The sequence below is a fragment of the Candidatus Limnocylindria bacterium genome (genome assembly GCA_036523395.1).
Lineage (GTDB): Bacteria > Chloroflexota > Limnocylindria > P2-11E > P2-11E > CF-39.
In genome coordinates this window covers 1-25901 of the sequence record DATDEH010000109.1, presented here as the reverse complement: position 1 = coordinate 25901, position 25901 = coordinate 1, and the positions used below count along the sequence as shown (strand labels likewise).

Genomic DNA, 25901 nt, shown 5'->3' with positions numbered 1-25901 from the left:
CTAACGTCCGTTCGTTGATCGACCGCATCCGCACCGTTCGTCAGATCAGGCAGTACGCAGCGGACGAAGTTCCCGACGAGGTCGTCAAGCAGCTGCTGCGCGTCGCGCAATGGACGGGAAGCTCGCGGAACACTCAGCCGTGGCACTTCGTCGTGGTCAAGGACAAGGACCGTCTCCGCAGGATCAGCCAGCTGCGGCCTCCGATCAACTGGCTCGCCGGCGCGCCCTTGGGGATCGCGATCGTGCTCGATGGCGCCGGCGTGAGCGAGGCCTACGACGAGGGCCGCGTGACCGAGCGCATCCTCATCGCAGCGCACAACCTCGGCTACGGCGGCGGTGTCGCCTGGTTCGGCGACGACGCGCAGCAGGCCGAGGCCAAACGCATCCTCGGCGTCCCGGCCGACCGGACCGCGCGCTCGATCGTCATGATCGGGCGGCCCGTCTCGGCCAAGGATCCTCGTCCCAACGCGCGGCCCGGAGGCCGCAAGCCGCTCTCAGAGATCGTGAGCTACGAGCGCTATTCCAAATAGTCCTTGAGCTTGCGGCTCCGGCTCGGGTGACGCAGCTTCCGTAGCGCCTTCGCCTCTATCTGACGGATGCGCTCCCGCGTGACGTTGAACTCACGGCCCACTTCCTCGAGCGTGCGCGTGCGGCCATCCTCGAGACCGAAGCGAAGCTGCAGCACGCGACGCTCGCGACCGGTGAGTCCTTCGAGCACGCTCTCCACCTGCTCTTTGAGCAGCTTGTGCGACGCCGCGTCGGATGGCGCGAGCGCCTGATTGTCGGGGATGAAGTCGCCGAGGTGACTGTCCTCTTCCTCACCGATCGGCGTCTCGAGCGAGACCGGCTCCTGCGAGACCTTCACGATCTCGCGCACCTTGTCCGGCGTGATGAGCATGCGCTCGGCGATCTCTTCCGCGGTCGGCTCGCGGCCGAGCTCCTGCAGCAGGCCACGCGAGACGCGGATGAGCTTGTTGATGGTCTCGACCATGTGGACCGGGATGCGAATCGTCCGCGCCTGGTCCGCGATCGCGCGCGTGATGGCCTGACGGATCCACCACGTCGCGTAGGTGGAGAACTTGTAGCCCTTGCGGTAGTCGAACTTCTCCACCGCACGGATGAGGCCGATGTTCCCTTCCTGGATGAGATCGAGGAACGACATACCACGACCGATGTACTTCTTCGCGATCGAAACGACGAGTCGAAGGTTCGCCTCGGTGAGATTGTGGCGCGCGTCGTCGCCCTTCTGGATGAGCTCATCCGCGAGGCGGCGTAGCGCGCGCTGCTCGTCGGCGTCCGATTCGACCAGCATGTTGAGGTTCTTCACGAGCACGTCGCGGATCTCCTGGCCGAGCATGACGAGCTCGCCAAGACGCTCCGCGCCTTCCGCCGGTCCGTGGATCTTCGCGTACTGCGGCAGGATGCGGAACGCGAGACGCTGCGGGTCGCGCTTCGCGGCGTCGATCAGCGCGACGGTCTCGTCGATGAGCACCTTCGCCTCGGTCGAGATCTCCTTGCTGTTCGCTTCTGCTTTCAGCGGATCGCGCAGCTTCAGCAGGCGGTTCGTGAGACGGCGAAGCTCTTTGCCGCCCTCCGGGTCGCCGAGCGTGCGGTTCAGTGATTTGACTGTGAAGCGGGTCGCCTCGTCGACGAACTCGCGCGGACGGCCAAGAGCCATGCGCTTCTTGACCTCGACGCCCAGCTCGTACAGGTGGATGACCGAGAGCGCGGGCGACACGAGCGCCTGCTCCCCAAGCTCGATCGACTTCGCGAGGTTGACCTCTTCCTCCGCGGTGAGCAGGGGGACCTTGCCGATCTCCTTGAGGTACATGCGGACCGGGTCGTCGACGCTGATGAGGTCGCTCGCGAGCACCGCCGAGATGGCGTCCTCGCGCTGAAGCTCCTCGGCCTCTTCTTCTTCTTCTTTGACCTGCGACCAGTTCGGACCGCGCTCCGCCTCGAGGATCTCGACGTTGTTGTCGTCGAGGGCGAGCAGGAGCTCTTCGACCTCGCCCGGCTCCGCGTCCGGGATGGCGCGAACGATGTCCTCCTGCGTGACATAACCCTGCTGGCGTCCCCGTGCGAGCAGACGCTCGGCCTGCTCCTTGTGCTCCGGGTGGATCCCGGTGCGCTCAGGGACGGCCTTTTCGGTCTCTTTTTCCTTCGTTGTCGTTTTCATCGATCCTCTTCTCGTTCCAGCTCGCCGCGCAGCACCGTGCGGCGCTCTCGCCGCTTCATGAGCCGCTCGAGCTCCTCGCCCATCCGCGCGATCTCGCCATCCAACCCCCCGACGTCGCCTTCGGCGTGCGCGAGCTGGATCCGCGCTTCACCCAAACGACGCTGCACGTTGTCTACCCGAAGGCGCAGCGCGGCGATCTCGATCACCTGGCCTGGGTCCGTCTGTTCGTCGAGCTCAGGCGCATTTGCGCCAAGTGCCGCAGCAAGGGCGGCTAGTTGAGCCGGCAAGTCAGAGTCCGGACGCTTCCCCGCCTGAAGCTGTTCGTAGAGGGTACGCAGGTCGGGGTCTACCAGGTCAGTGGGGGCAAGGTCGGCGCGCGCGATCTCCTCCGGATATCGAGTTAATAGTGCCATGACGTAACGCTCAAAAGAAGGCGTTTGTTTCGCTGCTGGCGCCTCGCGACGCGGCGGCGAGGGCTCGGTCGGCGTCCGCGCCGTCCTCTGCGTACTCTTTCCGGCCGCGGGGAGCCTCTCTCTCAAGAACGCGGGATCGACCCCAGCGCTTCCCGCCACCTCCGACAGGTAGACCTCCCGCCGAACAGGATCCGGCTCCTCCGCGATCAGCGCGGCGGTCCGCTGAAGGAAGCGGAGCCGGCCTTCGGACTGATCGAGGCGAGACGTCGCGCGGACCCGATCGATGAGGAACTCGAGCAGCGGCTTGGCCTCCGCCAGGAGGCGGCGGAAGGTCTCCGGCTCCTTCCGAGCGACGTCGTCAGGGTCGAGCCCCTCCGGCAGCACGGTCACAAAGAGCGCGAGGCCGGTCCGGGTCCCCAGCCGACCGCCGCCCGCGCCCGATCCGAACCGGCTGAGGGCGCTGAGGAGCTCCCGTCCGCGCGACTCGGCGGACCGCTGACCGGCAGCGTCGCCGTCGAAGGCGACTATGGCGCGCTCGATCTTCATGTCGTTCAAGACCCGGTACTGGTCCTCGGTGAGCGCCGTCCCCATGGACGCGACGACGTTGGTAAAGCCGGCCTGATGGCAGGCGATGGTGTCGAAATAGCCCTCGACGATGACGGCCGTGCCCTCCTTCCGGATGGCCGCGCTGGCCTTGTCGAGGCCGTACAGCGTGGCGCTCTTGTTGAACAGGAGCGTCTGGTTGGAGTTGACGTACTTGCCCTGCTGGTCGTCGCGCATAGCGCGGCCGCCGAAGGCGATGGCTCGGCCGCGCCGGTCCCGGATCGGGACGATCAGCCGGTCGCGGAAGCGGTCCCACAGGCCCCGCTCGTTCTTGGTGACCAGTCCGGCCGCGACAGCGTCGTCCTCGCTGAACCCCTTCTTCCGGAGGTACAGGAGGAGGCTGTCGCGCTGGTCCGGCGCGTAGCCAATGCCGAAGGCGTCGATCGACTCCTGTGTGATGCCGCGCTTGGCGAGGTACTCGGTGACAGACTTGCCGCGCGGGGTACCGCGCAGCGCCTGGCGGAAATAGAAGGTCGCGGCGTCGTTCGCCTGGAAGAGCCGGTCTTCCTGCTTGCGCTGCTCCGGCGCGCGCCGAGTGAGTTCGACTCCGGCGCTCTCCGCTAGCTCCTTGAGCGCCTCCGCCGGGGACAGACCTACCTGTGTCTCCATCCAGGTGAAGACGTCCCCGTGAACCCCACATCCGAAACAGTGATAGGTGCGTCTCTCCGGATCGACCGTGAATGAGGCCGTCTTCTCGGCGTGAAAAGGACAGAGCCCGCGATAGATCCGTCCGGCCTTCTTAAGGGCGACCTTCGTACCGACAAGTTGGACGATGTCAACGCGCTCTTTTACGAGATCGAAATCACCCGGCACCACTACAACGGTAGCGGTCGGACGTTGCGCGCACTCGAGGACGTCAGCCGTCGTTGAGTGAGATGCGGCCCTGATCAGTTCGTGGCGGTGAGGAGCTTCTCCAGCTTGCGGATGTCGATGGGCTTCGTCACGTGCTGATCGAATCCCGCGGCTCGCGACAGACGGCGGTGGCGCGCCTCGCCGTAGCCGGTGAGCGCCACGAGCGTAGCCTTCGACCCGAGCTCACCGCGCATCCGCCGGGCGACCTCGTAGCCATCGAATCCAGGCATGCCGATGTCGAGCAGCACGATGTCGGGTCGATGGAGCGCCGCCTGCTCGATCGCGCTCGGGCCGTCGTGCGCAGCGCGCACGTCGTGGCCGTAGTCGCGCAGAAGCTCCGCAAGCGCGTCGGCCGCGTCGACGTTGTCGTCGACGACGAGGACCCGGCGCTTCGGAAGTGCGGAAAGCCCGGCGCCGATCGGGTCGTTGTGCGGCACGACCTGGCTCACCGGACGGATCGGCAGGCGTGCGATGAACTCGCTGCCCTGCCCGGGCCCATCGCTGCGCGCCTCGACCGTTCCGCCATGCATCTCGACGAGACGGCGGACCAGGGTGAGCCCGATGCCGAGCCCGCCGCGTGCGTACGCGCGGACGTCGGGGCCCTGAACGAAGAGATCGAAAACGTGATCGCGCATCGCGGGTGTGAGACCCGCACCGTTGTCCTTCACCGACAGGACGAGGTGCCCAGCGTCCACGAACGCGCGGAGCCAGATCCGACCGCCCACATCGGTGTATTTCGCGGCGTTGTTGAGGAGGTTCGCAAGCACCTGCTCGAGACGCGCAGGGTCGGCACTGAGCGTGAGGGGTTCGTCGGGCAGGTCGAGCGTCAATCGATGGCCACGCTCGTCGATGACCGGCCGCGCGGCTTCCACGGCGCGCGTTACCAGCGTCGAGACGAGGACGGCCTCCTGTCGAAGCTCGATCTTGCCGCGCGTGATCCGTGAGACGTCGAGGAGATCGTCGATCAGGCGGGTCATGTGCTCGACCTGACGCTCGATCGTCTCGCGAGCGCGCGTCACGCGAAGCGGTTCGTCGCTGTGAAGGCGCATGAGCTGCAGCGCCGTGGTCACTGGCGCGAGTGGATTGCGAAGCTCGTGTCCGAGCATCGCGAGGAACTCATCTTTGCGCCGGTCCGCGTCCGCGAGCTGCTCCACCTTCTTGCGCAGCTCCGCCTCCGCGTGCCGGCGTTGGATCGTCTCGGCTTCCAGCGCGCCGGCCTGCTGCTGGAGCCGCGCGATGACGCGAAGCTGGGCGTCACCCTGAAGCCCCATGTAGCTCTCGGCAGGGATCACGGCTGTGTGGATCGCCGTCATCTCGCCGAACGACTTGGCGTGCGAGGTGTCGTGGAACGCCTCGATCGGATACGCGCACAGTAGTGAGAACGGGTGGCGGGTATGCAGCTCGGCCCAGAGCTCCTCGAGCCGGATGGCCGCGTCCCTGTTCCCCTCGGCCCAGAGGAGAGCGACCATCTCGCCAAAGGCGTGGATCTGCGATGCGCGCTCGCGCGTCGTCGAGATGAGCATCCCGATCGTGTCGTCGAACCGTGCCGGGTCCGGCCAGCCGTCGACCATGAACCGGTTGAGCGTGTCGCGCGCGTCGAGCGCCACGTACCGGCCCTCCGCTCCCGCCCCGAGGATGTCGAGGCCACGAGCGGTGAGGCGCTGCGCCACGCCGTCGCGATGCGGCGGGGTCGCGATCAGGATGCCGGCGCTGGCGGCGCTGAGCGCCGATCCGAGGTAGTCGCTGACGCTGTCGAGCAGATAGGGGTCGCGCTCATAGAACTGGACGGCGTGGCCGTTCACCGCTGGCTCACCCAGCTGCAGTCCCATCGTCACGCGGTCGGCGTCGCAAGTTGCATGCCTGTTACAAAACGAGTCGGCAGGGCCGACTCGTTTTGCTGCGCACGCCCGAGCGTAGCGAGGGCAGTGTGCAGACACTCCCCGTGAGGGTGAGTGCTCGCCCGTACCCTGCACAGCCGAGCGGAGCGAGGCACTGTGCAGATGACGATCCGCCTAGAGGTGGCTCCAGGCGGCCGGGATGAACAGGCTGGTGAACGTGTCCAAGGCATACCCGTCCGTCATCCCGGCGATGTAGTCGGCGACGGCCCGCTTGGTGTTCTCGGACGAGGCGATCCGCTGATGCTCCGCTGGCATCCGGTCCGGGTGCGCCTCGAAGTACTGGAGGAGCTCCCAGAGGACCCCCTGCGCTTTCTCGTCCTCGGTCTTGGCGGGCCCCGCGAGGTAGACGTTGTCGAACATGAACTTGCGCAGCGCGTTGGTGGCCTCGAGCACCTCGTCGCTCATCGTCACCTCGGGCTTCCCATATGAGGTGACGACGACGTCGTAGATCATCGTGTCCAGGCGCTCGGCGCGATCGTTCCCGAGCGCGGAGCGGATGTCCTGGGGTAGGTCGGCCTCGGTGATGATCTCGGCCCGCATCGCGTCGTCGATGTCGTGGTGCAGGTACGCGATCTTGTCGGCATAGCGGACTACCCAGCCTTCCGGCGTCTCCGGCTCGCCCCAGGCCGCGGTCTCGAGGCCGCCTTCCGTGGGCGAGCTGTGCTTGAGGATGCCGTCGCGTGTCTGCTTCGTGAGGTTCAGACCCGCGCCGTTCTTCTCGAGCTTCTCGACGATCCGCACGCTCTGCTGGTTGTGACGGAATCCGTCGGGCAGGAAACGCGCGAGCAGCTCCTCGCCTATGTGGCCGAAGGGCGTGTGCCCGATGTCATGGCCGAGTGCCATCGCCTCGACGAGATCCTCGTTCAGCCGCAGCGCGCGGGCGAGCGCTCGTCCGATCTGATTGACCTCGAGGATATGCGTCAGGCGCGTGCGATAGTGATCGCCGACGGGCGCGAGGAAGACCTGCGTCTTGTGCTTCGTGCGTCGAAAGGCCTTGCTGTGGATGATGCGGTCGCGGTCCACCGCGAATGCGGTCCGCGTGGGCGAGGGCTCCTCCGGCTTGTCACGCCGGCCGTCCGCGCTCTTCGTCGCGTACGGCGCGAGTGTCGTGCCCTCGAGTTCCTCGGAGCGCTCACGGATCCGTAGCGACGCGACGCTGCGGTCGCGTGACAGCTTCGCGCCGCGCTCAACTTTGGTGGCCATGGCCCGGATGTTAGCGGTCCTTCTCCCCCGCGCCGGCGATCGCCGCCTGCGCTGCCGCGAGTCGAGCGACGGGCACGCGATAGGTCGACGGCGACACGTACGTCAGGCCGACGTCGTGGCAGAACGCGATCGACGACGGATCGCCTCCGTGCTCGCCGCAGATGCCGATCTTGAGTCCCGGCCGCGTCTTTCGCCCGCGTTCGATGGCGATGCGCATCATTGCGCCGACACCGTCGCGGTCGAGGACCTGGAACGGATCGGCGGGGATGATCTTCTGCTCGACGTACTTGGTGAGGAAGCTCTTCTGCGCGTCGTCGCGCGAGATGCCGAGGATCGTCTGCGTGAGGTCGTTCGTTCCGAACGAGAAGAACTCGGCCTTCGTCGCGATCTCGTCGGCGATGAGGCACGCCCGCGGGATCTCGATCATCGTCCCGAACTTGTACGGGACCTTCTTGCCTCGTTCCTTGAAGATGGCCTCGGCGACGGCGACGACCTGCTCCTGCAGCCGGTCGAGCTCGCCCATCACGCCGACGAGCGGCATCATGATCTCGGGCTTCGCCTTGATCCCCTTCTCGGACGCGTCGATGGCGGCGCCGAGGATCGCGCGGATCTGCATCTCGAGGATCTCCGGGTACACCAGCAGGAGGCGGCAGCCGCGCAGGCCGAGCATCGGGTTGTCCTCGTGGAGCTGCTGCAGGCGCCGCTCGATCTTCTCCTTGCGCTCGAGCTCGACGCCGTCCTTCCCGGTCGCGCGCATCACCGCGATGTCGACGTCGACGTCCGCGTACTCACGCAGGAACTCATGCAGCGGCGGGTCGATGAGCCGGATGACGACGGACAGACCGTCCATGGCCTTGTACATCTCGAAGAAGTCGCCCTGCTGGAACGGCAGCAGCTTCGCCAGGGCGACCTTCCGTCCGGGGGCGTCGTCGGCCATGATCATGTCCTGCACGATCGGTAGTCGCTCGGCCTGCCGGAACATGTGCTCGGTCCGCGCGAGCCCAACGCCTTCCGCGCCCAGCTCGCGCGCCAGGCGGCACTCCTCGGGAGTGTCGGCGTTCACCCACACGCCGAGCGTGCGACGCGCATCCGCCCACGTGAGCAGCTCGATGAGCTCCTTCTCCTCGCGGAAGTTCGGCTGGATCGTCGGAAGCTCGCCGAGGAAGACCTCGCCGCTCGTCCCGTCGATCGAGATGGCGTCGCCCTCGCGCACGACCTTGTCGCCGACGCGCATCTGACGCTTCGCGAGGTCGATGTCAAGCGCGGCGACGCCCGCGACGCACGGAAGACCGAGGCCACGCGCGACCACCGCGGCGTGACTCGTCGACCCACCTCGAGCGGTGAGGATCCCGGTCGCCGCGATCATCCCGTGGAAGTCGTCAGGACTCGTCTCGGGGCGCACGAGCACGACCAGCTGCTTCGATCCCTTGAGCTCGACGGCGCGGTCCGCGTCGAAGACCGCGCGCCCGGTCGCGGCACCGGGCGAGGCGTTGAGACCCTTTGCGAGGAAGCGACCCGCCTTTCGCGCCTTCTCGACCTCGGACTCGTCGAACCGCGGCAGGAGCAGCTGCTCGACATGCATCGGATCCACGCGCTGAAGCGCCTCGTCCTTGTTGATGACCTTCTCGCGCACCATGTCGGTCGCGACCTTCACCGCTGCGCGCGCCGTTCGCTTCGCGCTGCGCGTCTGGAGCATGTAAAGCTTCGCGCGCTCGATCGTGAACTCGAGGTCCTGCACGTCGCGGTAGTGCTTCTCGAGGCGCTGCGCGATCTTCTCGAACTGCGCGTAGACCTTCGGCATCTCGTCTTTCATCTGGGCGATCTTCGAGGGCGTTCTGATTCCGGCAACGACGTCCTCGCCCTGCGCGTTCACGAGATACTCGCCGTAGAGCTCTTTCGCGCCGGTGTTCGGATTCCGCGTGAACGCGACGCCCGTCCCGGAGTCGTCTCCCATGTTCCCGAAGACCATCGACTGCACGTTCACGGCGGTGCCCAGGTCGTGAGCGATCTTGAACGCGTTGCGGTAATCGACCGCGCGGCGCCCGAACCACGATCCGAATACGGCCTCGATCGCGAGACGCAGCTGTTCGAGTGGCTCGGTTGGGAATGGTCTCTTGGTCTCGCGACGGACGATCTCCTTGAACTCCGTCACGAGCTCCTGCAGCGACTTCGGGGTGAGATCGGTGTCGCTCTTGGCACCGGTGGCCTTCTTCTTCGCGTCGAGGGCGTGATCGAACTTCTCCGCCGGGATGTCCTGCACGATGCGGCCGAACATCGAGATGAACCTGCGGTAGGCGTCCCAGGCGAAGCGTGGATTCTTGGTGAGCTTCTCCAGGGCGGCGCGGCTCTCGTCGTTGAGGCCGAGGTTGAGGACGGTGTCCATCATGCCGGGCATCGACATCGCTGCGCCCGATCGCACCGAGACGAGGAGCGGGTTCTTGGTGTCTCCGAGCTTCTTTCCGGTGGACTTCTCGACGCGCGCGAGTGCCTTCTCGACCTGATCCCAAAGCCTCGGCGGAAGCTTCTTCCCCGATGCGAAGTAGGCGTTGCACGCCTCGGTGGTGATCGTGAAGCCCGGAGGCACCGGGAGGCCCGCGTTGGTCATCTCCGCGATGCCAGCGCCCTTGCCACCGAGGAGCGCGCGCATCTTCGCGCTGCCCTCGGCCTTGCCGTCGACGAAGAGATAGACCCACTTCTTGGCCTTCGCGGTGCTCTTCTTGGCGGTCGAGCGTCGACGTGCAGGCACGGAGCGGAGCACCTCCCCTTCGGACGTCGCGATTCTGGCAGATTTCGTGCTCCGACGGACTCCGCGATGCGGACGCCTGCGGTACATTCGCCTTCCTTGTACGAACGACCTGGTTACCGCACGCTCCTCGGCCGCATCCGCAACAACGTCCGGCTGTACATCCGCAAACAGCTCGAGCTGCCGCGCCAGGAGATCGCCGAGATCGTTCGCGCGAACCTGCGCGCCGCGATGTGGTTCGGCATCGCGTTCGCGTTCATCCTGGGCACGCTCATCGCGCTCACCGTGCTCGTGATCGCCGTGATCGCGATCTGGCTGCCCCTGTGGGCCGCGGCCCTCATCGTGTTCGCGCTGTTCATCGCGCTCGCCGCACTCACCGGTTACATCGGATACAAGAAGCTGGACCTTCGCGGTCCCACGCGAAGCATCAATTCGCTGAAGGAGACGATGCGTTGGGCGAAAGCCCGTCTGCTCGGACGGAGCGCGAGCTAGCTGATCTCCGCGCGAGCCTGGACGTCGATCTGAGCGAGCTGCGGACCCGCTTCCGCGAGGATGTGGATCCGCGCAACCTCGTTCGGCGCCAGCCCGCCGCGGTCTTCGGCACGCTGGGCTCGATGCTTGCTATCGGCGCGGTCGGCATCGCTCGCGGCGTGCGCGAGCGGCGGATACGCCGCTCCGACACCGATCTCGATGCCGTCATTGCGCGGCTCGGGGGTCGGGCCGACAAGCTGAAGGGCAAGGCCCGCAAGCGACTCCGCGACGCGCTGCGTAGCGAGATCGGCGAGGTCGAGCAGGGACCGAAGGCCCGGCAGGCGATCTTTCAGGCCGTGAGCACCGCGGTGACCGCAGCGCTCACCCTCGTGGCGCGGCGCTTCGCCTCGCGTCTGGTCGGGGACGAGGATCTGCCGACAGAGAGCTGATCGCGCGGCGGGGCCCGGAATCGACCGGGCCCCGCGGTGTCGCTACTTCCCCGGATAGGGCGCGGCGAACGCGCTGACCTTGTTCGGACCTCCGTGGAACAGCGCGAGGTCCGCGACGTACACGGTGCGTCCCTTGAACACGATGCTCGCCGGCGAGTTGAACGCGTTCGCGCCGGTGCCACGGTGTTCGGCGATCACGCCACCGTCAGGCGAGAGCACCGCGATCCCGTCGGACTGATTCGAGCACACGTACAAGTTCCCGCGTACGTCGAAGGCGATGCCGTCGGCGCCGTCGAGGGCGCCGCCCGCGACACCCTGCGCGAACAGCTGGATCGCGCCAAGTGATCCACCCTCGTAAGCGATGCGGAACACCTGATCGCGAGCAGTCATTGCGACATAGAGGAAGCGCTCGTTCCGATCGAACGCGAGGCCGTTGGCACCGAACGGTGGGAACTCGCCCGACGGGGGTGCGAGCTGGGCCGGATAGGCGAACACCGTCTTGCTGCCGTTGGGAGCGATCCTCGTGATCGTGCCCGGGAACGAGTCGGACACGAACAGGTTGCCCGCCCGGTCACGGGCGAAGGCGTTCGGCGCGCCGAAACCGCTGGCAATCGTCGTCGCGTCGTGCGTGCCGACGTCGATACGCAGCACGCGACCGCCCCCAACGTCTCCGACATGAAGTCCCTCGCTCGGAACGAAGAGCATCCCCAGCAGCCTCGCGACGCCGCCAGGCACCGGCGCGACGCTGATGACGTCGATGAGCGCGCCGCTCGGATCGAGGACGCAGATGTTCGCAGGGCCGCTCGCCGCACCGAAGTTCAGCGGCGATGCGTACACGTTGCCCTGCGGATCGACCGCGATGCCTTCGGGAAGATTGCAGGTGGCGCTCAGCTCGGGACCGAAGTTCTGGACCGAGCCGGCGGCCGGCGCGCCGAGAGCCGGCTACGACATAGATAGGACGAGTGCGAGCGTGGTGAGCGGCACGAGCTTCCTCATGGCTCCTCCCCTTTGAGGGATTTGGCCGAGTCTATTGCGCGGGTCAGATCAGCAGGAAGCCGACGAACATGACCGACACGCCAAGGAGGTTCGTCAGCTCGAGGATCCCAGAAGCGCCGGTGAACGCGACGGTCCCGCCAGCCGCGACGATGAAGACTCCCACCGCGATGACCACATTCGCGATCGCGCGCCGGCCCTGATTCCGTCGACGGAGGAAGACCCAGGCCGACCACAGGGCGCCGCCGATGAGAACGAGGCTCCCGACCCCGCTACCGATCGCGGCGAGGATGCGTGGCAACGAGCCGTCCGGATAGCCCTTGCCGGTGTCGACGGCCACCGCGATGTCGACCGGAGAGGCGAAGACTGCATAGACAGCGAGGGCCGACAGCGCGAGCACCGCCGCGAGCGCGGCGCGTCCGTATCGCGGCGCGACGATGAAGACAGTGCCGAGCGCGAGCCACGCGACGTTCGCGATCGCGCCGAACAGGTAGAAGAGCCGGTATTCGACATCGGTCGCGCCACCGGATCGCGCGAGGTAACCCATGAACGCCGCGACCGCGAAGAGGAGAAGACCGATCGCCCACGCCAGCTGCGATGACCGCCGCTTTCGCGCGTACTGCATCGCCACGGCCACGGCGAACGCGCCCGAAACAAGCGTGGTGATGAGCGGGACGAGCACTGTGCGGAGCCTAGCGCCGGCGGATGACGAGCGCCGCAGCGGCGATACCCAGAATTACGGCACTCGCGAGCGGCACGGCCGTCGCGTCGACGCCGCCGGTCGACCACGCGAGCGCGGTCGCGACGATCGGATCGCGCGTGCCGGTCGCGGCGAGCGCCGAGAACACATCCCGCCTCATGAACGCGGCGGCCGCGCCGGCGACGCTGAGAAGCAGAGCGACGGCGGCAAGCGCGACGGCGACCGTCGTCGCATCGATGCGCGGACCGCCGGCGGCCGCGAGGACGATCACGGCAATGCCGGCGGCATGACCGGCCCACCGCAACGGTACGAGGAGTCGGTCGCGGACCGTCGGCAGCGCCCCGGCGACGAGCGAGGCCAGGGCGAAGGCTTGCGCGGCGGTCAGCGCGAGCGTGACCGCGCCCGGCCGCGTGGCGACGAGCACGAAGGAGATGACGGCAGTGCCAAGCAGCAGCGCGCCCGCCATGTCCGCCCGGCGACCGCCCGCCGCGATGACGACCACTGGCGCGAGGAACGCCCCGGGTGCGAGCACCACGGCGACCAGGCCCGCCGCCGCCGCGGGGTCGAGTCGTTCCGAAACGGCGAACGCGAGCGGAACGGTCACCGCGTACGGCGCGAGCACGAGGGCGAGATTGCGGAGCCGTCGCAGTCCGAGCAGCGCGAGGAACGGCGCGCGCGCGCCGTGCGCAGCGAGATACAGGAGCGCCACGAGCGCAGCCGCGCTAGGCGCCGAGCCGCTCCTTCAGCGCGGGCACGAGATCGGCGATCGGCACCCGGACCTGGGCCATGCTGTCACGGTCGCGGATGGTGACGGCGCGGTCCTCTAGCGAATCGAAGTCGACAGTGACACAGAGCGGCGTGCCGATCTCGTCCTGCCTCCGGTAGCGGCGGCCGATCGCCTGGGTCTCGTCGTACGTGCTCATGAAGTGCGGGCGGATGGCCGCCCATACCTCGCGCGCGAGCGGCGTGAGCCTCTCGTTCTTCGACAGCGGCAGGACCGCGACCTTGTACGGCGCGATCGCGTGGTGCAGCCGCAGCACGACGCGCACGCCCTCCTTGTCAGGCTCCTCCGCATACGCCGCGCAGAGCAGCGCGTACGTGGCGCGATCGGCCCCGACAGCGGTCTCGACGACATACGGGAGAAAGCGCTCCCCGGTGAGGTCGTCGTGGTAGCGCAGGTCCTTGCCGGAGAACTCGCTGTGGCGCCGGAGGTCGAAGTCGGTGCGGTTGTGGATACCCTCGGTCTCGTTCCATCCGAATGGGTACAGGAACTCGATGTCGACGGCCTTCGCCGCATAGTGCGCGCGCTCGTTCTCGGCGTGCTCGCGGAAGCGGAGGACGGCGTCGGCGATGCCCAGGTCGGCGTACCACTGACGGCGTCGCGCGAGCCACTCCTCGAAGAGGCGCGGCGCGTCATCGGGGCGGCAGAAGTACTGCATCTCCATCTGCTCGAACTCGCGCGAGCGGAAGATGAAGTTCCCCGGCGTGATCTCGTTGCGGAATGACTTGCCGATCTGCGCGATCCCGAACGGCAGCCGCCGCCGCGTCGACTGCTGCACGTTCTCGAAGTTCACGAAGATGCCCTGCGCTGTCTCGGGCCGCAGCCAGGCGACGGACGCGGTGTCCTCCGCGGGACCGACGAACGTCTTGAACATGAGGTTGAAGCGCCGTGGGTCGGCGAGCTTCTTCTCCCCGCAACTGGGACAAGCGACGCTGCTCAGGTCGATCTGGTTGGACCGCCACGCGTCCATGAGATGGCCGCCCTTCGGCAGCTCGTCGATCCGGTAGCGCTTCCGGCAGTTGCGGCATTCCACGAGCGGATCGGTGAAGTTCTCGACGTGCCCCGAGGCTTCCCAGACTCTAGGGTGCATGAGGATGGCGGCGTCGAGACCCACCATGTCCTCGCGCAGCTGGACCATCGCGCGCCACCACGCACGCTTCACGTTGTTCTTGAGCTCCACACCGAGCGGCCCGTAGTCCCACGTCGCGCCAGCGCCACCGTAGATCTCGCTCGACGGGAATACGAACCCCCGCCGTTTCGCGAGAGAGGTGAGCTTGTCGGCTACATCCGACGCGGTCACGAGGCCGCTGGGCTCGGGAGCGGTGGCAGCGCGCGGATCTCGTCGAGCAGGCGCGCCGCGGTGATCTCGCGGTCGATGACGTGCTGCACGAAGAAGCGCATGTGGTGCTCGAGCTCGCTCGCGAGCGTCGCGTCGACGCGGAGCTGCGCGGCACCGGCGAAGTCGCTCTGCAGCAGATAGCGCAGCGACTTGAGAGCACGCACGGTGAGCGCGAGCTGGCCGCTCAGTCTCATCGCGCACGACGCGCACAGCGCGCCACCCGCGGCCGCGCTCCAGGCGTTCTGGCGTTCCTGCAGCGCGTCGCGGCACGAGACGCACTGATACAGCTCGGGCCTGAAACCGGAGCGATCGAGCAGGTGGAGGTCGAACCACCGGCACACCAGGCCCGGTGGGTGGCCCGCGTCCAGGTGCCGCAGGGCCGTTTCCAGCAGATCGAAGAGCGGCGCCGACGGCTCGTGCTCGAGAGTGAAGCGGTCGGTCAGCTCAACGACGTACCAGCCCGCGGCGATGCGCATGAGGTCGTCGCGGAGGCTCGGGTACACCGCGCGCGTCTCCGCACCGGTGAGCACGTCGAGTTCGCGACCGCGAGCGAGCTGATAGGTGGCATGCGTCAGCGGCTCCGCGTGCCCCGCCATGCGGCTCGTCGCACGTCGGATGCCCTTGGCAACGACGTGGAGCTTCCCGAAGTGGCGGCTGAAGAGCACGAGAATGCGGTCGGCCTCTCCGAAATCGACCGTCCGAAGGACGATCGCCTCGGCGCGATACGTGCGCGACGCCATCAAGAACGCATGCTAATCGCTGGGTGACGCTGCGTGAACGTCGACGCACGTATCATCGATCACGGTGGGCATGCAGTCGTCACAGGCGCTTCTCGAGGCACGCGTCGCCTCCATCGATGAGGAGATCCGCTCGCTCCTGACGCAGCCCGAGCCGGCGCTACAGCCCTTCTACGGGATGATGCTGTACCACCTCGGCCTCGACGCGGCACGGCCGCGCGGGGGAAAGCGCCTCCGGCCGCTCCTGTGTTTGCTGGTGTTCGAAGCCCTTGCGGGCGTGCCGCCGCGCGTGCTGCCCGCGGCCGCGGCGATCGAGCTGTTGCACAACTTCACGCTCATCCACGACGACATCGAGGACCAGGATCCGGCCCGTCATCACCGGCCCACGGTCTGGTCGGTGTGGGGCGTCCCGCAGGCGATCAACGCCGGCGACGGCATGTACGCCGTCTCGCGGCTCGCCGTGCAGCGTCTGCGGGAGCTCGGATTCCCGGCGGAAAGGATCCTGGACTTCGCGAGCCTGATGGATCAGACCTGCGTCCGGGTGTGCGAGGGCCAGTTCCTCGACATCAGCTTCGAATCTCGCACCGACGTCACCGCGGACCGCTACCGCGTGATGGCCGCGCGCAAGACCGGCGCGCTGTTCGGCGCGTCGGCACAGAGTGCCGCGATGCTCGCGAGCGACGACCCCACGGTGCGCGAGCAGCTCGCGCGCTTCGGCGAGGAGTTCGGTCAGGCGTTCCAGGCCCATGACGACCTGCTCGGCATCTGGGCGTCGACCGAGCGGACCGGGAAGATCGAGATGAACGACCTCGTGAAGCGCAAGAAGACGCTGCCGGTCGTGCTGGCGTTCGAGCGCGCGTCGCCGCGCGTGCGCGCGCAGCTCGACGAGCTGTTCGCGCCGCAGGCCCCGCTTCCGGCGGAGAACGTGGACCGGATCCGCGCGATCCTCGACGACCTCGGTGTGCGGGCGATGCTCGAGCGAGAGATCGAAGCGCATCGCGGCCGCGCGCTGCACCTCCTGCACGGCGTTGCGGCCGGCGGAGGGCCACCACTGCGTCTGCTCGAACATCTCGTCGCGAGCGCGACCGGCGCGGCGGACGAACCGGCGGCGGCGGGAACGCTCTCCGCCTAAGATTCCCGCGAATGTCGGATCGCGAACGCCGGGGAGACGCGCGCTCGACGTGGATAGCCTTCTCTGTTCCCGGCGATCTCGTCCTCGAGCCGAACGAGCGTGTCCTCGTCGCCACACGGCCGCTCTTTCTCTGGGAGCCGCTCGTGCTGCTGCTGATCCTGTTGGTGGTGGGCGCGCTGTACGCGACCGGCCAGGCGAACAGCGCGCTCGCCGGCTCGCTCGTCATCGCCGCGCTCGTCCTGCTCGTGTGGATCGTCGTGCGCTGGATCCCGTGGAGCCGCAAATGGTTCGTCCTCACCGATCGGCGCGTGATCGCGACCTGGGGCGTGCTCAACCGCAACCAGGCGGCGCTGCTGCTCGACCGCATCCAGGACGCGAGCCTCACGCGGCCATTCCCGCTGCGGATCATCCGCGGGTTCGGGGTTCTGCACCTCGAGTCCGCCGGAGAGCACGCCGAGGAGCGCATCAGCGGAGGTCTGCGCGAGCTCGCGATGACGAACGCGACCGCCTTCTACCGCGCGCTCACCGACGCGCAGACGCCAGGCTGATCGCCGACCCGACGCGTCGCATCGCGATCGCCGAGCTCACCGGGTCGCTCCGCGACCGCGTCGACGAGCTCCGGCACCGTTGGGATCCGGACCAAGCCATGACGGTCGAGTCGCACGTGACCGTGATCGACGATCTGGTCGACCTGGAGCGGCTGATCGCGGTGGCCGCCGCGACGCCCCCACTCCGCCTGCGGATCTCGCGCTCGGCGCGATGGATCGCGCCCGACCCTGGTCTCTTTCTCGTCGTAGACGATCCGCAGAGCGACCTGAGACGGTTCCGCGAGGCCCTGCTCGGCCCGGAGCGCGCCACGTACCGCGCGCACGTCACGCTTCTCCATCGCGACAGCATCAACAGCCAGGAGCAGCTCGACGAGGCGTGGGCGTCACTCGGCGATATCGACTTGGCGCAGGACTTCATCGCCCGGGAGCTGATCGTGCACGACTTGGCCGATGGGATTTGGCGAGAGGTCGCGCGACCACGCTTCGCGACCTAGCGCAGGTTCTCGGGCAGGAATGGATCCGGAAGCAGTTCCCTCAGCGTCGTGACCTTTCGCTTCCCACCTGTCGTGGCGAGGATCACGCGCATGTCCGGCGAGAACTCCGCGAGCACCTGGCGGCAGGCGCCGCACGGCGTGGGGAGACGTTCGTCGTCGATGACGATCGCGATCGAATCGAACGCCGTGTCGCCGGCGTTCACCGCGGCGAACGCAGCGGTCCGTTCCGCGCAAACGGTCAGGCCGTACGAGGCGTTCTCGACGTTCGCGCCGCTGTGCACCCTGTTGCGCGGGGTCCGGATGGCCGCGCCGACCTTGTACTTCGAGTAGGGCGCGTGCGCGCGCTGCCGCGCGAGCGAGGCGACGCGGATCAGCTCCTCGTCGCCCGGTCCGATCTCGGTCAAGCCGGCTCCGGGCTCGGCTGGAGCCGCGTGACGCGGACGCGGCGGATGCGCTTTCCTTCGATGGTCTCCACGATGAAGCGCGCGCCGGCGGCCTCGAACGATTCGCCCTGGCGCGGGAAGCGCCCGAGCTGTGCGGTGACGAAACCGCCGAGCGTGTCGTAGGCCTCGGTCGGCTCGACCTCGAGCCCGAATGTCTCGCGCACGTCCTCGAACGGGATGCGCGCGTCCATCAGCGCCTCGGTCTCAGACACGGGGAGAACGAGCTCGTGCTCAACATCGTATTCGTCGCGGATCTCGCCGACGATCTCTTCGACGAGGTCCTCGATCGTGACCAGGCCGGCTGTGCCGCCGTACTCGTCGACGACGATCGCGATATGGACCTTGTCCTTCTGCATCTCTCGAAGCAGCGCGTCCACCTTCTTCGTCTCGGGGACGAACACGGCCGGCCGCAGGAACTGGCGTAGCGCGAGCTGACGGTCGCCGCGCGCGATGCGGCGGAAGACGTCCTTCACATACAGGATCCCGATGATGTTGTCGGCCGACCCTTCATACACCGGAATGCGCGAGTGGCCGACCGTCGTGATGCGATCGAGGAGCTCCTGCGGCGATGTCTCGACGTCGAGACCGACGATGTCGGTGCGCGGGACCATCACCTCCGCCACCGTCTTCTCGCCCATCTCGAAGATCGAGCTGATCATCTCCTGCTCCGTGCGCTCGAGGACGCCCTGTGCCTGGCCGGTCTCGATGAGCGCGCGGATCTGGTCCTCCGTCACCACGCCGGGCTGCGGCGCGGTACCGCCGAACGGTCGGACGATGACCTGCGTCACGCGGAACAGCACGGTCACGATCGGGCGCGTGAGCCAGGTGATGAGCTCGAGCGGGAACGCGAGTAGCAGGAGCGTTCCCTGCGCGTGACGCGCGGCGATCGCGCGCGGGACGAAGAGGCCGAAGAGCACCGCGATGAGCGAGAGCACCGCGACGGTGACGGCGACCGCGCTGACGTCGGTGAAGACGGCGGTCGTGTCGATGCGCAGGAAGAACGCGAGCAGCGCCGACAGCCGCGGGGCGATGAACGCGGCCGCGATGCCGGCGTAGGTGAAGACGATGAGGAACTCGGCGACCTGGATCGCCGCGAGGTAGTAGCCGGCGCGGCGTCCGATCGCACCGGCACGCTGCCCGCGGCGACCGCGGAGGGTGAGCTCATCGATCACGCCGGGCCGCCGCGCGATGTTGATCGCCGCTTCGCTCGCGGAGAGCACCGCGAGCACGACGACCAGCGCGAGCTCGAGGAGGAGCAGCTGCCAGGCGGGCGAATCCATCAGGTCGCCTTGTCCTTGCGCTCGGTCTTCTTGCGGATGCGCGCAGGAACGCCGACGGCGAGCATGTCGTCCGGCACGTCCTTCGTCACCACCGAGCCCGCGCCGGTCTGGCTGCGCGCGCCGACCTTGATCGGTGCGCGCAGCAGCGAGTCCGATCCGATGAACGCGTCGTCGCCGATCTCTGTGCGGTGCTTGCGCACGCCGTCGAAATTCAGGGTGATGACGCCCGCGCTGACGTTCACGCGCTCGCCCACCTGCGCGTCGCCGACGTACGAGAAGTGATGCATCTTCGTGCCTTTGCCGAGGCGCGAGTTCTTCACCTCGCCGAAGTTCCCCATCTCGACGCCCTTCTCGAGATACGCGCCGGGCCGGAGATGCGAGTACGGACCGATGCGCACCCCGTCCTCCAGGGTCGCGCCCTCGATCATCGACGCCTCCACGCGGCAGCCTTCTCCGATCGTAGAGTCGCGGACGATCGTGTACGGGCCGATGCGCGTGCCGGTGCCGATGCGTGTCCGCCCTTCGAGGACGGAGCCCCGCTCGACGACGACGTCGGGCGCGATCTCAACGTCCGCGTCGACGAGCGACGAGCCGGGATCGTGGAACGTCACGCCGCCGAGCATGTGCCGTTCGCGGATCCGGCGTCGCACGGCGTCCTCGGCGGCCGCGAGCTCGACGCGCGTGTTCACGCCCATGCCCTCGTCGGAGTCCTCAGTGCAGTGGGCCGCGACGCGCGCGCCCTCCGCGGCGGCGAGCGCGACGAGGTCGGTGAGAAAGATCTCGCCGGTCTCGTTCGCGCGCAGGCGCGGCACCGCTTTGCGCAGCCACGCGAGATCGACCGCGTATGCGCCCAGGTTTGATTCCGGGAGCCGCTTCTCCTCGGCGGTCGCGAGACGCGCCTCGACGACACGCGCGACGTCGCCGCCGGCATCGCGAACGACGCGCCCGTACGCGTTCGACGTGCCGACCATTCCCGAGAGGAGCGCGAGTGGCGCGCCGCGCTTCGCGCGAAGCTCGGCCAGCGCGCGCAGCGTGCTCGCCCGCAGCAGCGGCGTGTCCCCATAGACGATGAACGCCTCGCCCGAGGCGTCCGGGATCGCGCCGAGCGCGACGCGCACCGCGTCCCCCGTGCCCTGGGGCGGATCCTGCATCGCGACGACCGCGCCGTCGCCGACGATGGCTCGTGCGGGCTCGCTCTCCTTGGACAGCACCACGACCGGGCGCGCCCCGGCGCCCCGAACGGCATCGAGGACGTGCGAGAGCAGGGGCCTCCCGGCCACGAGATGCAGGACCTTCGGGGTCTGAGAGCGCATCCGCGTGCCCAGACCAGCCGCGAGCACGATGCCCGGCGGTCCCGCGGTCACTCGGATTGGCGGGTCAGGCGGGTTGGGGCGCCAGGGATCGAACCTGGGATCGGGGATTCAAAGTCCCCTGCCTTACCACTTGGCCACGCCCCAGCGGACACGGCCAAAGGATATTCGGGACTAGCGGCGGTCGCCGGTCTTCTCGCCGTTCGTGGGCTGTTTTCCACGCCGGATGAGCTCGGCCACGCGACGGCCGCCCTTGCGCCCGAGCTGCGCGTAACCCTCGCTGCCGAGCTGCGTCTTGCGCGCCTCGCCGCCCTTTCGTCCGAGGTCCGCGTAGCCCTTCGATCCGAGCTGCGTCTTGCGCGCTTCGCCGCCCTTGCGCCCGAGCTTCGCGTAGCCCTCGGTGCCGAGCTGGCCCTTACGCGCCTGACCGCCGCGCTTGCCGATCTCCCGGTAGAAGGACGCCCCGTGCTTGCCGGCCGTCGAGGTCCCGCCCTTTTGGCCGGCCTGGCGCACGGTCATGTCTCCGCGTTTGTCGTCCATGCCTTTCACGTTAAGGGGACAGCCCTCGCTCGCCCGGTCCGGCGACCCTTAGCCAGCCATCGTGTGCGCGTGTGCCGCAAGACCGACCCGGCGAAGGATCCGCGCGATCCGCAGGGCGTCGCGACGGTCATCCGCGACCGCGAAAAGCGTCGGTCCGCTACCGCTGAGCGAGAGCGGGATGCCCTGCCGCGCGGCGCGGTGGCGCGCCTGGGCGATCTCGGGGCAGAGCCGCTCCGCCGGTGCAAGCAGATCGTTGCGTGCGTGCTCGCGAAGGAGCGGTGCCGTGACGGCGCGCTGTGCGAACGCGGCGTTCACGGCATCGACCGACGCCGTCCCGCCACGATCCTCGCTCCGCAGCGCCGCGAAGACATCGCCCGTCGATAGGCGTGCGCGCGACCGCACGACGACGACGTGCATGGGCTGCGGATCGGGAAGCGGATCGACGCGCTCGCCTCGCCCGGAGACCAGGGCAACGCGCGCGCCGCTCACGAAGAACGGCACATCCGATCCCACGGTCGCCGCGACCGCGACGAGATCGAGATCGTCACAGTGCCAGATCGCCGCGAGCGCGCGGATCACCGCGCCCGCGTCGCTCGATCCCCCACCCAGGCCCGCGGCGACCGGCACGCGCTTGCGGATCTGCACGAACGCCGCGGCGTCGTGACCCGTCGCTTGGGCCATCGCGCGTACCGCGCGGCTCGCGAGATCGTCGCCGCGCGGCGCGCCGACGTTCGGGGCGATGCGCACCTCGAGACTGCGGCTCGGCGCGACGCGCACGCGATCGGCGAGATCGATCGTCGCGAACACGCTCCGCAGGTCGTGGTAGCCGTCCGCTCGCTTGCCGGTGACCGCGAGCGCGAGGTTGATCTTCGCCGGAGCGAGGAGCGTGACGGCGCGCGTCACGACGGACCGGTGGGCACGCCGAGGGAGCGCGCGAGTGCGGTCCATTCCTCGAGAGTGAGCTCTTCGGCGCGGCGCCGCGGCTCGATCCCGCACTCGCGCAGCGCCACGGCGGCGCGGTCCGGCGCGACGCCGGCCTCGTGACCGAGCGCGCCGCGGAGCTGCTTGCGGCGGTGGCGGAAGACATCGCTCACGAACCGCAGGAATGCGGTCCGCTGCAGCGGCGCGAACGCCGGCCGCGGCCGCGTACGCAGGGCGACGACCGCGGAGCTCACCTTCGGTGCGGGCCGGAATGCGCTCGGCGGTACGCGGCGCACGATCTTCGCGTCGGCGAACGACTGCACGAACACCGACAGGTAGCCGCGCTCCTTCCCCGCGGATGCCGTCGCCACCATGCGGCGCGCGACCTCCTCCTGGACCAGCACCACGACGAGGGGCGGACGCCGGTCGTCGCCGATGAAGCGCTCGAGGAGCGGGGTCGTGATCTGGTACGGGACGTTCGCGACGATGCGTGTCGGCCGACGCTCGCCGGCGGCGAAGAGATCCACCGCCAGCGCGTCTGCGCGGACGATCCGCACGTTGTCGCGGCCCGCCAGCGTGTCGCGGAGGACCGCGACCATCCGCTCGTCGATCTCGACCGCGGTGACCGAGCGAGCCCGGTCGGCGAGCTGCGCGGTGAGCACGCCGGGCCCCGGACCGACCTCCAGGACGTCGTCCGCGGGCGACAGCTCGGCGGCCTCGAGGATGGCCTGCAGGACGCGGCGATCGACGAGAAACCGCTGGCCGAGTGAGGTCGCGGCGCGGACGCCGTGCCGCCGCAGGATGCTCCTCAGCTCTCGCGGATCGACGACGTCCACCGCGGCGAAGACTAGTGCGCTATTTGCACGTCCACTGGGCCGCTTGGCCGTGGGCGAACATGTACGCCGCCACGTTCGCGCTGGCCACGGGATCGAAGACGCTCGCGCCGCCGTAACCGGCACGCACGCTGTTCGCGGCCCAGGTCGCGGGCATGAACTGGAAGAGACCCGCGGCCCCCGAGCGCGAGTTCACCGCGTACGGGTTGTAGTGGCTCTCGCACCACGCGACGCGAAGCAGCTGGTTCGGGTCGGCACCCCATGTTGCGGCCGCAGCTCGGATGACGGACTCGATGTCGGCTGGCGCCGGGGCCGGCTTCGTCCCGACCCGCCGGACCTCGGTCACCGGCGTGACGACCTCGAAGCTGCTTATCAGGGCGCGCCCGGCTTCCGCGCCGTCGACGACATGCACGCGGTAGGTGTTGTCGGCCAGCCCGGTGATGCCCGCGGTGACGACCACGACGCGGCCCGCCGCAAGATCTGCGTCTTGGAGGATCTGGACGGGGAACGCGAGCGTCTCCCGAACCACGGTGTCGTAGTCGGCGATCCGGACGAGATGGATGACATCGCCGGCCGCGACGATGGCGTCCCGAGCGCTGTCGACGCGGTCCTGGGGCCCCAGCTCGATGCCGTTCACGGCAAGCGCTTCGGCCACGGTGGCGGCCCGCGGCGCGCGCAGCGGCGTGATGCCCTGGGCATCCACGAGGGTCAGCGGGACGCTCGGCGCGACGATGCGCAGCATCGCCGGCGCGGGCGGCGGAACGTCGCGTGGCAGCGAGCGTGATACCGGAGCGACACGAGCGAAGTCGCTCGCACGCGTGACGCCCGGCGCGCCCGCGGCGATCGATGCCAGCGCCAGCGCCGCGCCGAACGCGGTGAGCGAGATCAGGGCGAGCGACGCGACGCGCCGCAGCTCAGCCAACGATGTCCGGTACAGCTTCCCCACCTTCCCGACCCCACACGACCCGGGCATGGCAAAGCCCTAGGTGTACTCAGGGGGAACGCAGAAGATCCTAGCAGAGGCTACGGCGGTGGCGTTTAGGCGCCTGGGCGCCTGTTTAGGGGAGCAGCTGAACGCTTAGCGTCCGCGGGGCGCCTTCCAGCCGAGGCCCTCCAGATGGGCGCGAACAGCGGATCCGGTGTCGTTCCGGCCGAGCGCGGCGTCGACGAACGCGTTCACGTAGCCGATCTTGTCGCCGCAGTCGTAGCGCTGGCCCTTCAGCTCGACGGCCCAGACCGGAGCGCCCTGACGAGCGAGCTCGGCGACGGCGTCGGTGAGCCAGACCTCTCCGGCCCGACCGGGCGGCTGCTTGGCCAGGACGTCGAAGATGTCCGGCTCGAGCACGTACCCGTGGACCGCCGCGAGGTCGCTGGGGGCATCCTGGGGCGCCGGCTTTTCCACGATGCTGATGACCCGCAGGGTCTCGTCGTCGACCTCGGTGCCTGCGACGACGCCGTAGCGGCTGATGTCCTTCTTCCCCACTCGAATGCAGCCGATCACGCTCCCACCACCCAGGCGCTCGCGGGCTTTGATGAGCTGCATCAGCGCCGGCTGCTCGCCGAGCATGATGTCGTCGCCCCAGAGCATCGCGAACGGCTGCTCGCCGACGAGACCGCGCGCCTGGAGCACGGCGTGCCCGTTCCCCTTCGGCTCGGCCTGGAGGACGGACTTCACCTGCGCGAGGCGCTCGGCGCGCTTCAGAAGCTCGAGGTCCTCGGTGCGCATGTCGGCCGCGAGCCGCGCTTCGATGCGCGGATTCGGTTTGAAGTACGCCTCGATCCACTCCTTGCCCGGTCCGACGACGAGTACGACACGCTCGATGCCCGACTCGGTCATCTCCGTCACGACGATCTCGATCACCGGTGTATCGACGATCGGGATGAGCTCCTTCGGCACGGCGCGGCTGATCGGCAGGAAGCGGGTGCCGAGTCCGGCCGCTGGGATGACGCCGTATCTCACCGGCTTCACCGCCGGCGCACCCGTCTCGTGCTCGCGTGTCATCGGCGCTCGGCCGCGACGCTGAACGGGACGGCCTGCGTCGTCCGAACGGCGAACCCGGTCACGGCGAGAAGCGGGGCACGCCGGTCAGTCGAGGTGTCGAGATCGAGGTCGAGCGTTCCGGCGTCGACGCTGCGCCTGTCGACGGTCGTCCCGTTCGCCGTGAAGCGCAGGACCTGCACGAGGAAACGCTGGGCGACGACGTTCGTCGAGCGGACGAAGCCCTCGGCCTTCCAGCCGTTGTCGCTCTCGGCGTCGTCGTTCAGGACCCCGGTGATCGCGATGTCGTCGATCGCCATACCGTGAAGGTTCAGCGCGCCGTCGGTCACGTACTCGAAGCGGACCTGGATCTCCTTACCCGCGTACGGCGTGAGATCGACCTCCTGCTGGATCCAGACCGGGGCCCTGCCCCCACCCGAGAGATCGGTGTAGCCGTTGCCCAGGTTGGTGCCGTTCGGATCATCCGTCGTGGTCGCGGGCGCTTGAAGAGTCGTCCAGCGCGCGCCCCCGTCGGTGGAGACCGCGACGTACGCGTAGTCGTAGTCCTTCTCGATCTCGTACCAGGTCCAGTACGACAGGGTCGGTCGCGTGGCACCCCGCAGGTCGACGGTCCGCGTGAGCGTGCTGTCGAGCCCATCCGCGCGATCGGACCACCACATCGCCTTGCCGGAGTGCGGATCGGTCGGCAGGAGCTTGGTCTGACGCGCTCCATCGAAGTGGATCTTCATCACCGCTCGCGGGAGCTCGAGGTAGCGCGCCGCGTACTCGTGCGTGCTCGAAGACACGGTGTTGCCAAGCGTCACGCGATCCTGATCGGTCGGGCCGGCGGGAGTACGGAACGCGATGCCGTTCGGATAGCTGTACCGAGCTTCCGCCGACGATCCGATGAACGCGTTCGCGGCGGCAAAGTCGGCGAACAGATCCTCGAGGCTCCGCTGCCCACGCGCGCGAAGCACCGCGTCGAGATCGGCCGGGGTGTCGATGCCGTGCGCCATGAACGCGTTGATGAGATCGTCGCCGCCCGCCTGCTGGCGCGCGAA

Annotated in this window: 25 protein-coding genes and 1 tRNA gene; 6 read left to right on the top strand and 20 right to left on the bottom strand. The window is 68.4% G+C overall.

The genetic code is table 11. From position 1 onward, the window contains the following. The first annotated feature begins 14 nt into the window (after positions 1 to 14). A complete protein-coding gene (locus VI056_13735) occupies positions 15 to 530 on the top strand; it encodes a nitroreductase family protein (GenBank protein ID HEY6204087.1) in 516 nt (171 codons plus the stop codon). Here the strand turns inward: VI056_13735 and rpoD are convergent. From rpoD to ppdK, 5 genes are all read right to left on the bottom strand, one after another. After that, positions 518 to 2179: an RNA polymerase sigma factor RpoD gene (rpoD, locus tag VI056_13730; GenBank protein HEY6204086.1), complete on the bottom strand. Its 1662-nt coding sequence runs from the start codon at positions 2177 to 2179 to the stop codon at positions 518 to 520. The genes VI056_13735 and rpoD overlap by 13 nt on opposite strands. Beyond that, complete coding sequence (dnaG, locus tag VI056_13725; GenBank protein ID HEY6204085.1) at positions 2176 to 4008, bottom strand: DNA primase; 1833 nt, start codon at positions 4006 to 4008, stop codon at positions 2176 to 2178. Before dnaG ends, rpoD begins: the two co-directional genes overlap by 4 nt. Before the next feature lie 74 nt (positions 4009 to 4082). Next, positions 4083 to 5876, bottom strand: a complete 1794-nt coding sequence (locus VI056_13720) for an ATP-binding protein (GenBank protein HEY6204084.1) — start codon at positions 5874 to 5876, stop codon at positions 4083 to 4085. A gap of 183 nt (positions 5877 to 6059) precedes the next feature. Beyond that, positions 6060 to 7148 carry a deoxyguanosinetriphosphate triphosphohydrolase gene (locus VI056_13715; protein HEY6204083.1) on the bottom strand — a complete coding sequence of 363 codons (1089 nt, stop codon included), beginning with the start codon at positions 7146 to 7148 and terminating at the stop codon, positions 6060 to 6062. Between the two features lie 10 nt (positions 7149 to 7158). Then, entirely contained in the window at positions 7159 to 9894 is a 2736-nt protein-coding gene (gene ppdK, locus VI056_13710; protein ID HEY6204082.1) for a pyruvate, phosphate dikinase, read from the bottom strand. A 96-nt stretch (positions 9895 to 9990) separates the two neighbouring features. Here ppdK and VI056_13705 point away from each other — a divergent pair, with 96 nt between their 5' ends. Then, complete coding sequence (locus VI056_13705; GenBank protein HEY6204081.1) at positions 9991 to 10383, top strand: phage holin family protein; 393 nt, start codon at positions 9991 to 9993, stop codon at positions 10381 to 10383. Then, entirely contained in the window at positions 10344 to 10811 is a 468-nt protein-coding gene (locus VI056_13700) for a hypothetical protein (GenBank protein HEY6204080.1), read from the top strand. Before VI056_13705 ends, VI056_13700 begins: the two co-directional genes overlap by 40 nt. Before the next feature lie 42 nt (positions 10812 to 10853). Here VI056_13700 and VI056_13695 read toward each other — a convergent pair whose 3' ends face one another. The 5 genes from VI056_13695 to recO form a co-directional block, all read right to left on the bottom strand. After that, the gene (locus VI056_13695; protein ID HEY6204079.1) at positions 10854 to 11648 is read right to left on the bottom strand and encodes an SMP-30/gluconolactonase/LRE family protein; all 795 of its coding nucleotides are present in this window, start codon (positions 11646 to 11648) and stop codon (positions 10854 to 10856) included. Positions 11649 to 11850: 202 nt separating this feature from the next. Continuing rightward, complete coding sequence (locus tag VI056_13690; protein ID HEY6204078.1) at positions 11851 to 12486, bottom strand: hypothetical protein; 636 nt, start codon at positions 12484 to 12486, stop codon at positions 11851 to 11853. Between the two features lie 10 nt (positions 12487 to 12496). Continuing rightward, complete coding sequence (locus VI056_13685) at positions 12497 to 13213, bottom strand: hypothetical protein (protein HEY6204077.1); 717 nt, start codon at positions 13211 to 13213, stop codon at positions 12497 to 12499. Between the two features lie 13 nt (positions 13214 to 13226). Then, positions 13227 to 14585 (bottom strand): glycine--tRNA ligase, encoded by a 1359-nt coding sequence (locus VI056_13680; protein ID HEY6204076.1) that lies wholly within the window; start codon positions 14583 to 14585, stop codon positions 13227 to 13229. Continuing rightward, positions 14582 to 15364 (bottom strand): DNA repair protein RecO, encoded by a 783-nt coding sequence (recO, locus tag VI056_13675; GenBank protein HEY6204075.1) that lies wholly within the window; start codon positions 15362 to 15364, stop codon positions 14582 to 14584. The genes VI056_13680 and recO overlap by 4 nt, the downstream gene beginning before the upstream one ends. Before the next feature lie 70 nt (positions 15365 to 15434). Here recO and VI056_13670 point away from each other — a divergent pair, with 70 nt between their 5' ends. The 3 genes from VI056_13670 (at position 15435) to VI056_13660 (ending at position 17535) form a co-directional block, all read left to right on the top strand. Next, entirely contained in the window at positions 15435 to 16493 is a 1059-nt protein-coding gene (locus tag VI056_13670; protein ID HEY6204074.1) for a polyprenyl synthetase family protein, read from the top strand. Positions 16494 to 16504: 11 nt separating this feature from the next. Further along, a complete protein-coding gene (locus tag VI056_13665) occupies positions 16505 to 17041 on the top strand; it encodes a PH domain-containing protein (GenBank protein HEY6204073.1) in 537 nt (178 codons plus the stop codon). Between the two features lie 98 nt (positions 17042 to 17139). After that, complete coding sequence (locus VI056_13660; protein ID HEY6204072.1) at positions 17140 to 17535, top strand: hypothetical protein; 396 nt, start codon at positions 17140 to 17142, stop codon at positions 17533 to 17535. Here the strand turns inward: VI056_13660 and cdd are convergent. From cdd to VI056_13610, 10 genes are all read right to left on the bottom strand, one after another. After that, positions 17532 to 17939 (bottom strand): cytidine deaminase, encoded by a 408-nt coding sequence (gene cdd / locus VI056_13655; protein ID HEY6204071.1) that lies wholly within the window; start codon positions 17937 to 17939, stop codon positions 17532 to 17534. The genes VI056_13660 and cdd overlap by 4 nt on opposite strands. Next, positions 17936 to 19258 carry a hemolysin family protein gene (locus tag VI056_13650; GenBank protein HEY6204070.1) on the bottom strand — a complete coding sequence of 441 codons (1323 nt, stop codon included), beginning with the start codon at positions 19256 to 19258 and terminating at the stop codon, positions 17936 to 17938. The genes cdd and VI056_13650 overlap by 4 nt, the downstream gene beginning before the upstream one ends. Further along, on the bottom strand, positions 19258 to 20622 hold the full coding sequence (glmU, locus tag VI056_13645) for a bifunctional UDP-N-acetylglucosamine diphosphorylase/glucosamine-1-phosphate N-acetyltransferase GlmU (protein HEY6204069.1): 1365 nt from the start codon (positions 20620 to 20622) through the stop codon (positions 19258 to 19260). The genes VI056_13650 and glmU overlap by 1 nt, the downstream gene beginning before the upstream one ends. Before the next feature lie 22 nt (positions 20623 to 20644). Next, positions 20645 to 20715 (bottom strand) — tRNA-Gln (locus VI056_13640). A gap of 27 nt (positions 20716 to 20742) precedes the next feature. Beyond that, positions 20743 to 21108 carry a KGG domain-containing protein gene (locus tag VI056_13635; protein HEY6204068.1) on the bottom strand — a complete coding sequence of 122 codons (366 nt, stop codon included), beginning with the start codon at positions 21106 to 21108 and terminating at the stop codon, positions 20743 to 20745. A 48-nt stretch (positions 21109 to 21156) separates the two neighbouring features. Next, positions 21157 to 22011 (bottom strand): 4-(cytidine 5'-diphospho)-2-C-methyl-D-erythritol kinase, encoded by an 855-nt coding sequence (gene ispE, locus VI056_13630; GenBank protein ID HEY6204067.1) that lies wholly within the window; start codon positions 22009 to 22011, stop codon positions 21157 to 21159. Then, entirely contained in the window at positions 22008 to 22865 is an 858-nt protein-coding gene (rsmA, locus tag VI056_13625; protein HEY6204066.1) for a 16S rRNA (adenine(1518)-N(6)/adenine(1519)-N(6))-dimethyltransferase RsmA, read from the bottom strand. The genes ispE and rsmA overlap by 4 nt, the downstream gene beginning before the upstream one ends. A 19-nt stretch (positions 22866 to 22884) precedes the next feature. Then, entirely contained in the window at positions 22885 to 23784 is a 900-nt protein-coding gene (locus tag VI056_13620) for a G5 domain-containing protein (protein HEY6204065.1), read from the bottom strand. 156 nt (positions 23785 to 23940) lie between these two features. Then, entirely contained in the window at positions 23941 to 24864 is a 924-nt protein-coding gene (locus tag VI056_13615) for a UTP--glucose-1-phosphate uridylyltransferase (protein ID HEY6204064.1), read from the bottom strand. Further along, on the bottom strand, positions 24861 to 25901 hold a 1041-nt coding region (locus VI056_13610), incomplete at its 5' end, for a choice-of-anchor J domain-containing protein (protein HEY6204063.1). The genes VI056_13610 and VI056_13615, both read right to left, overlap by 4 nt.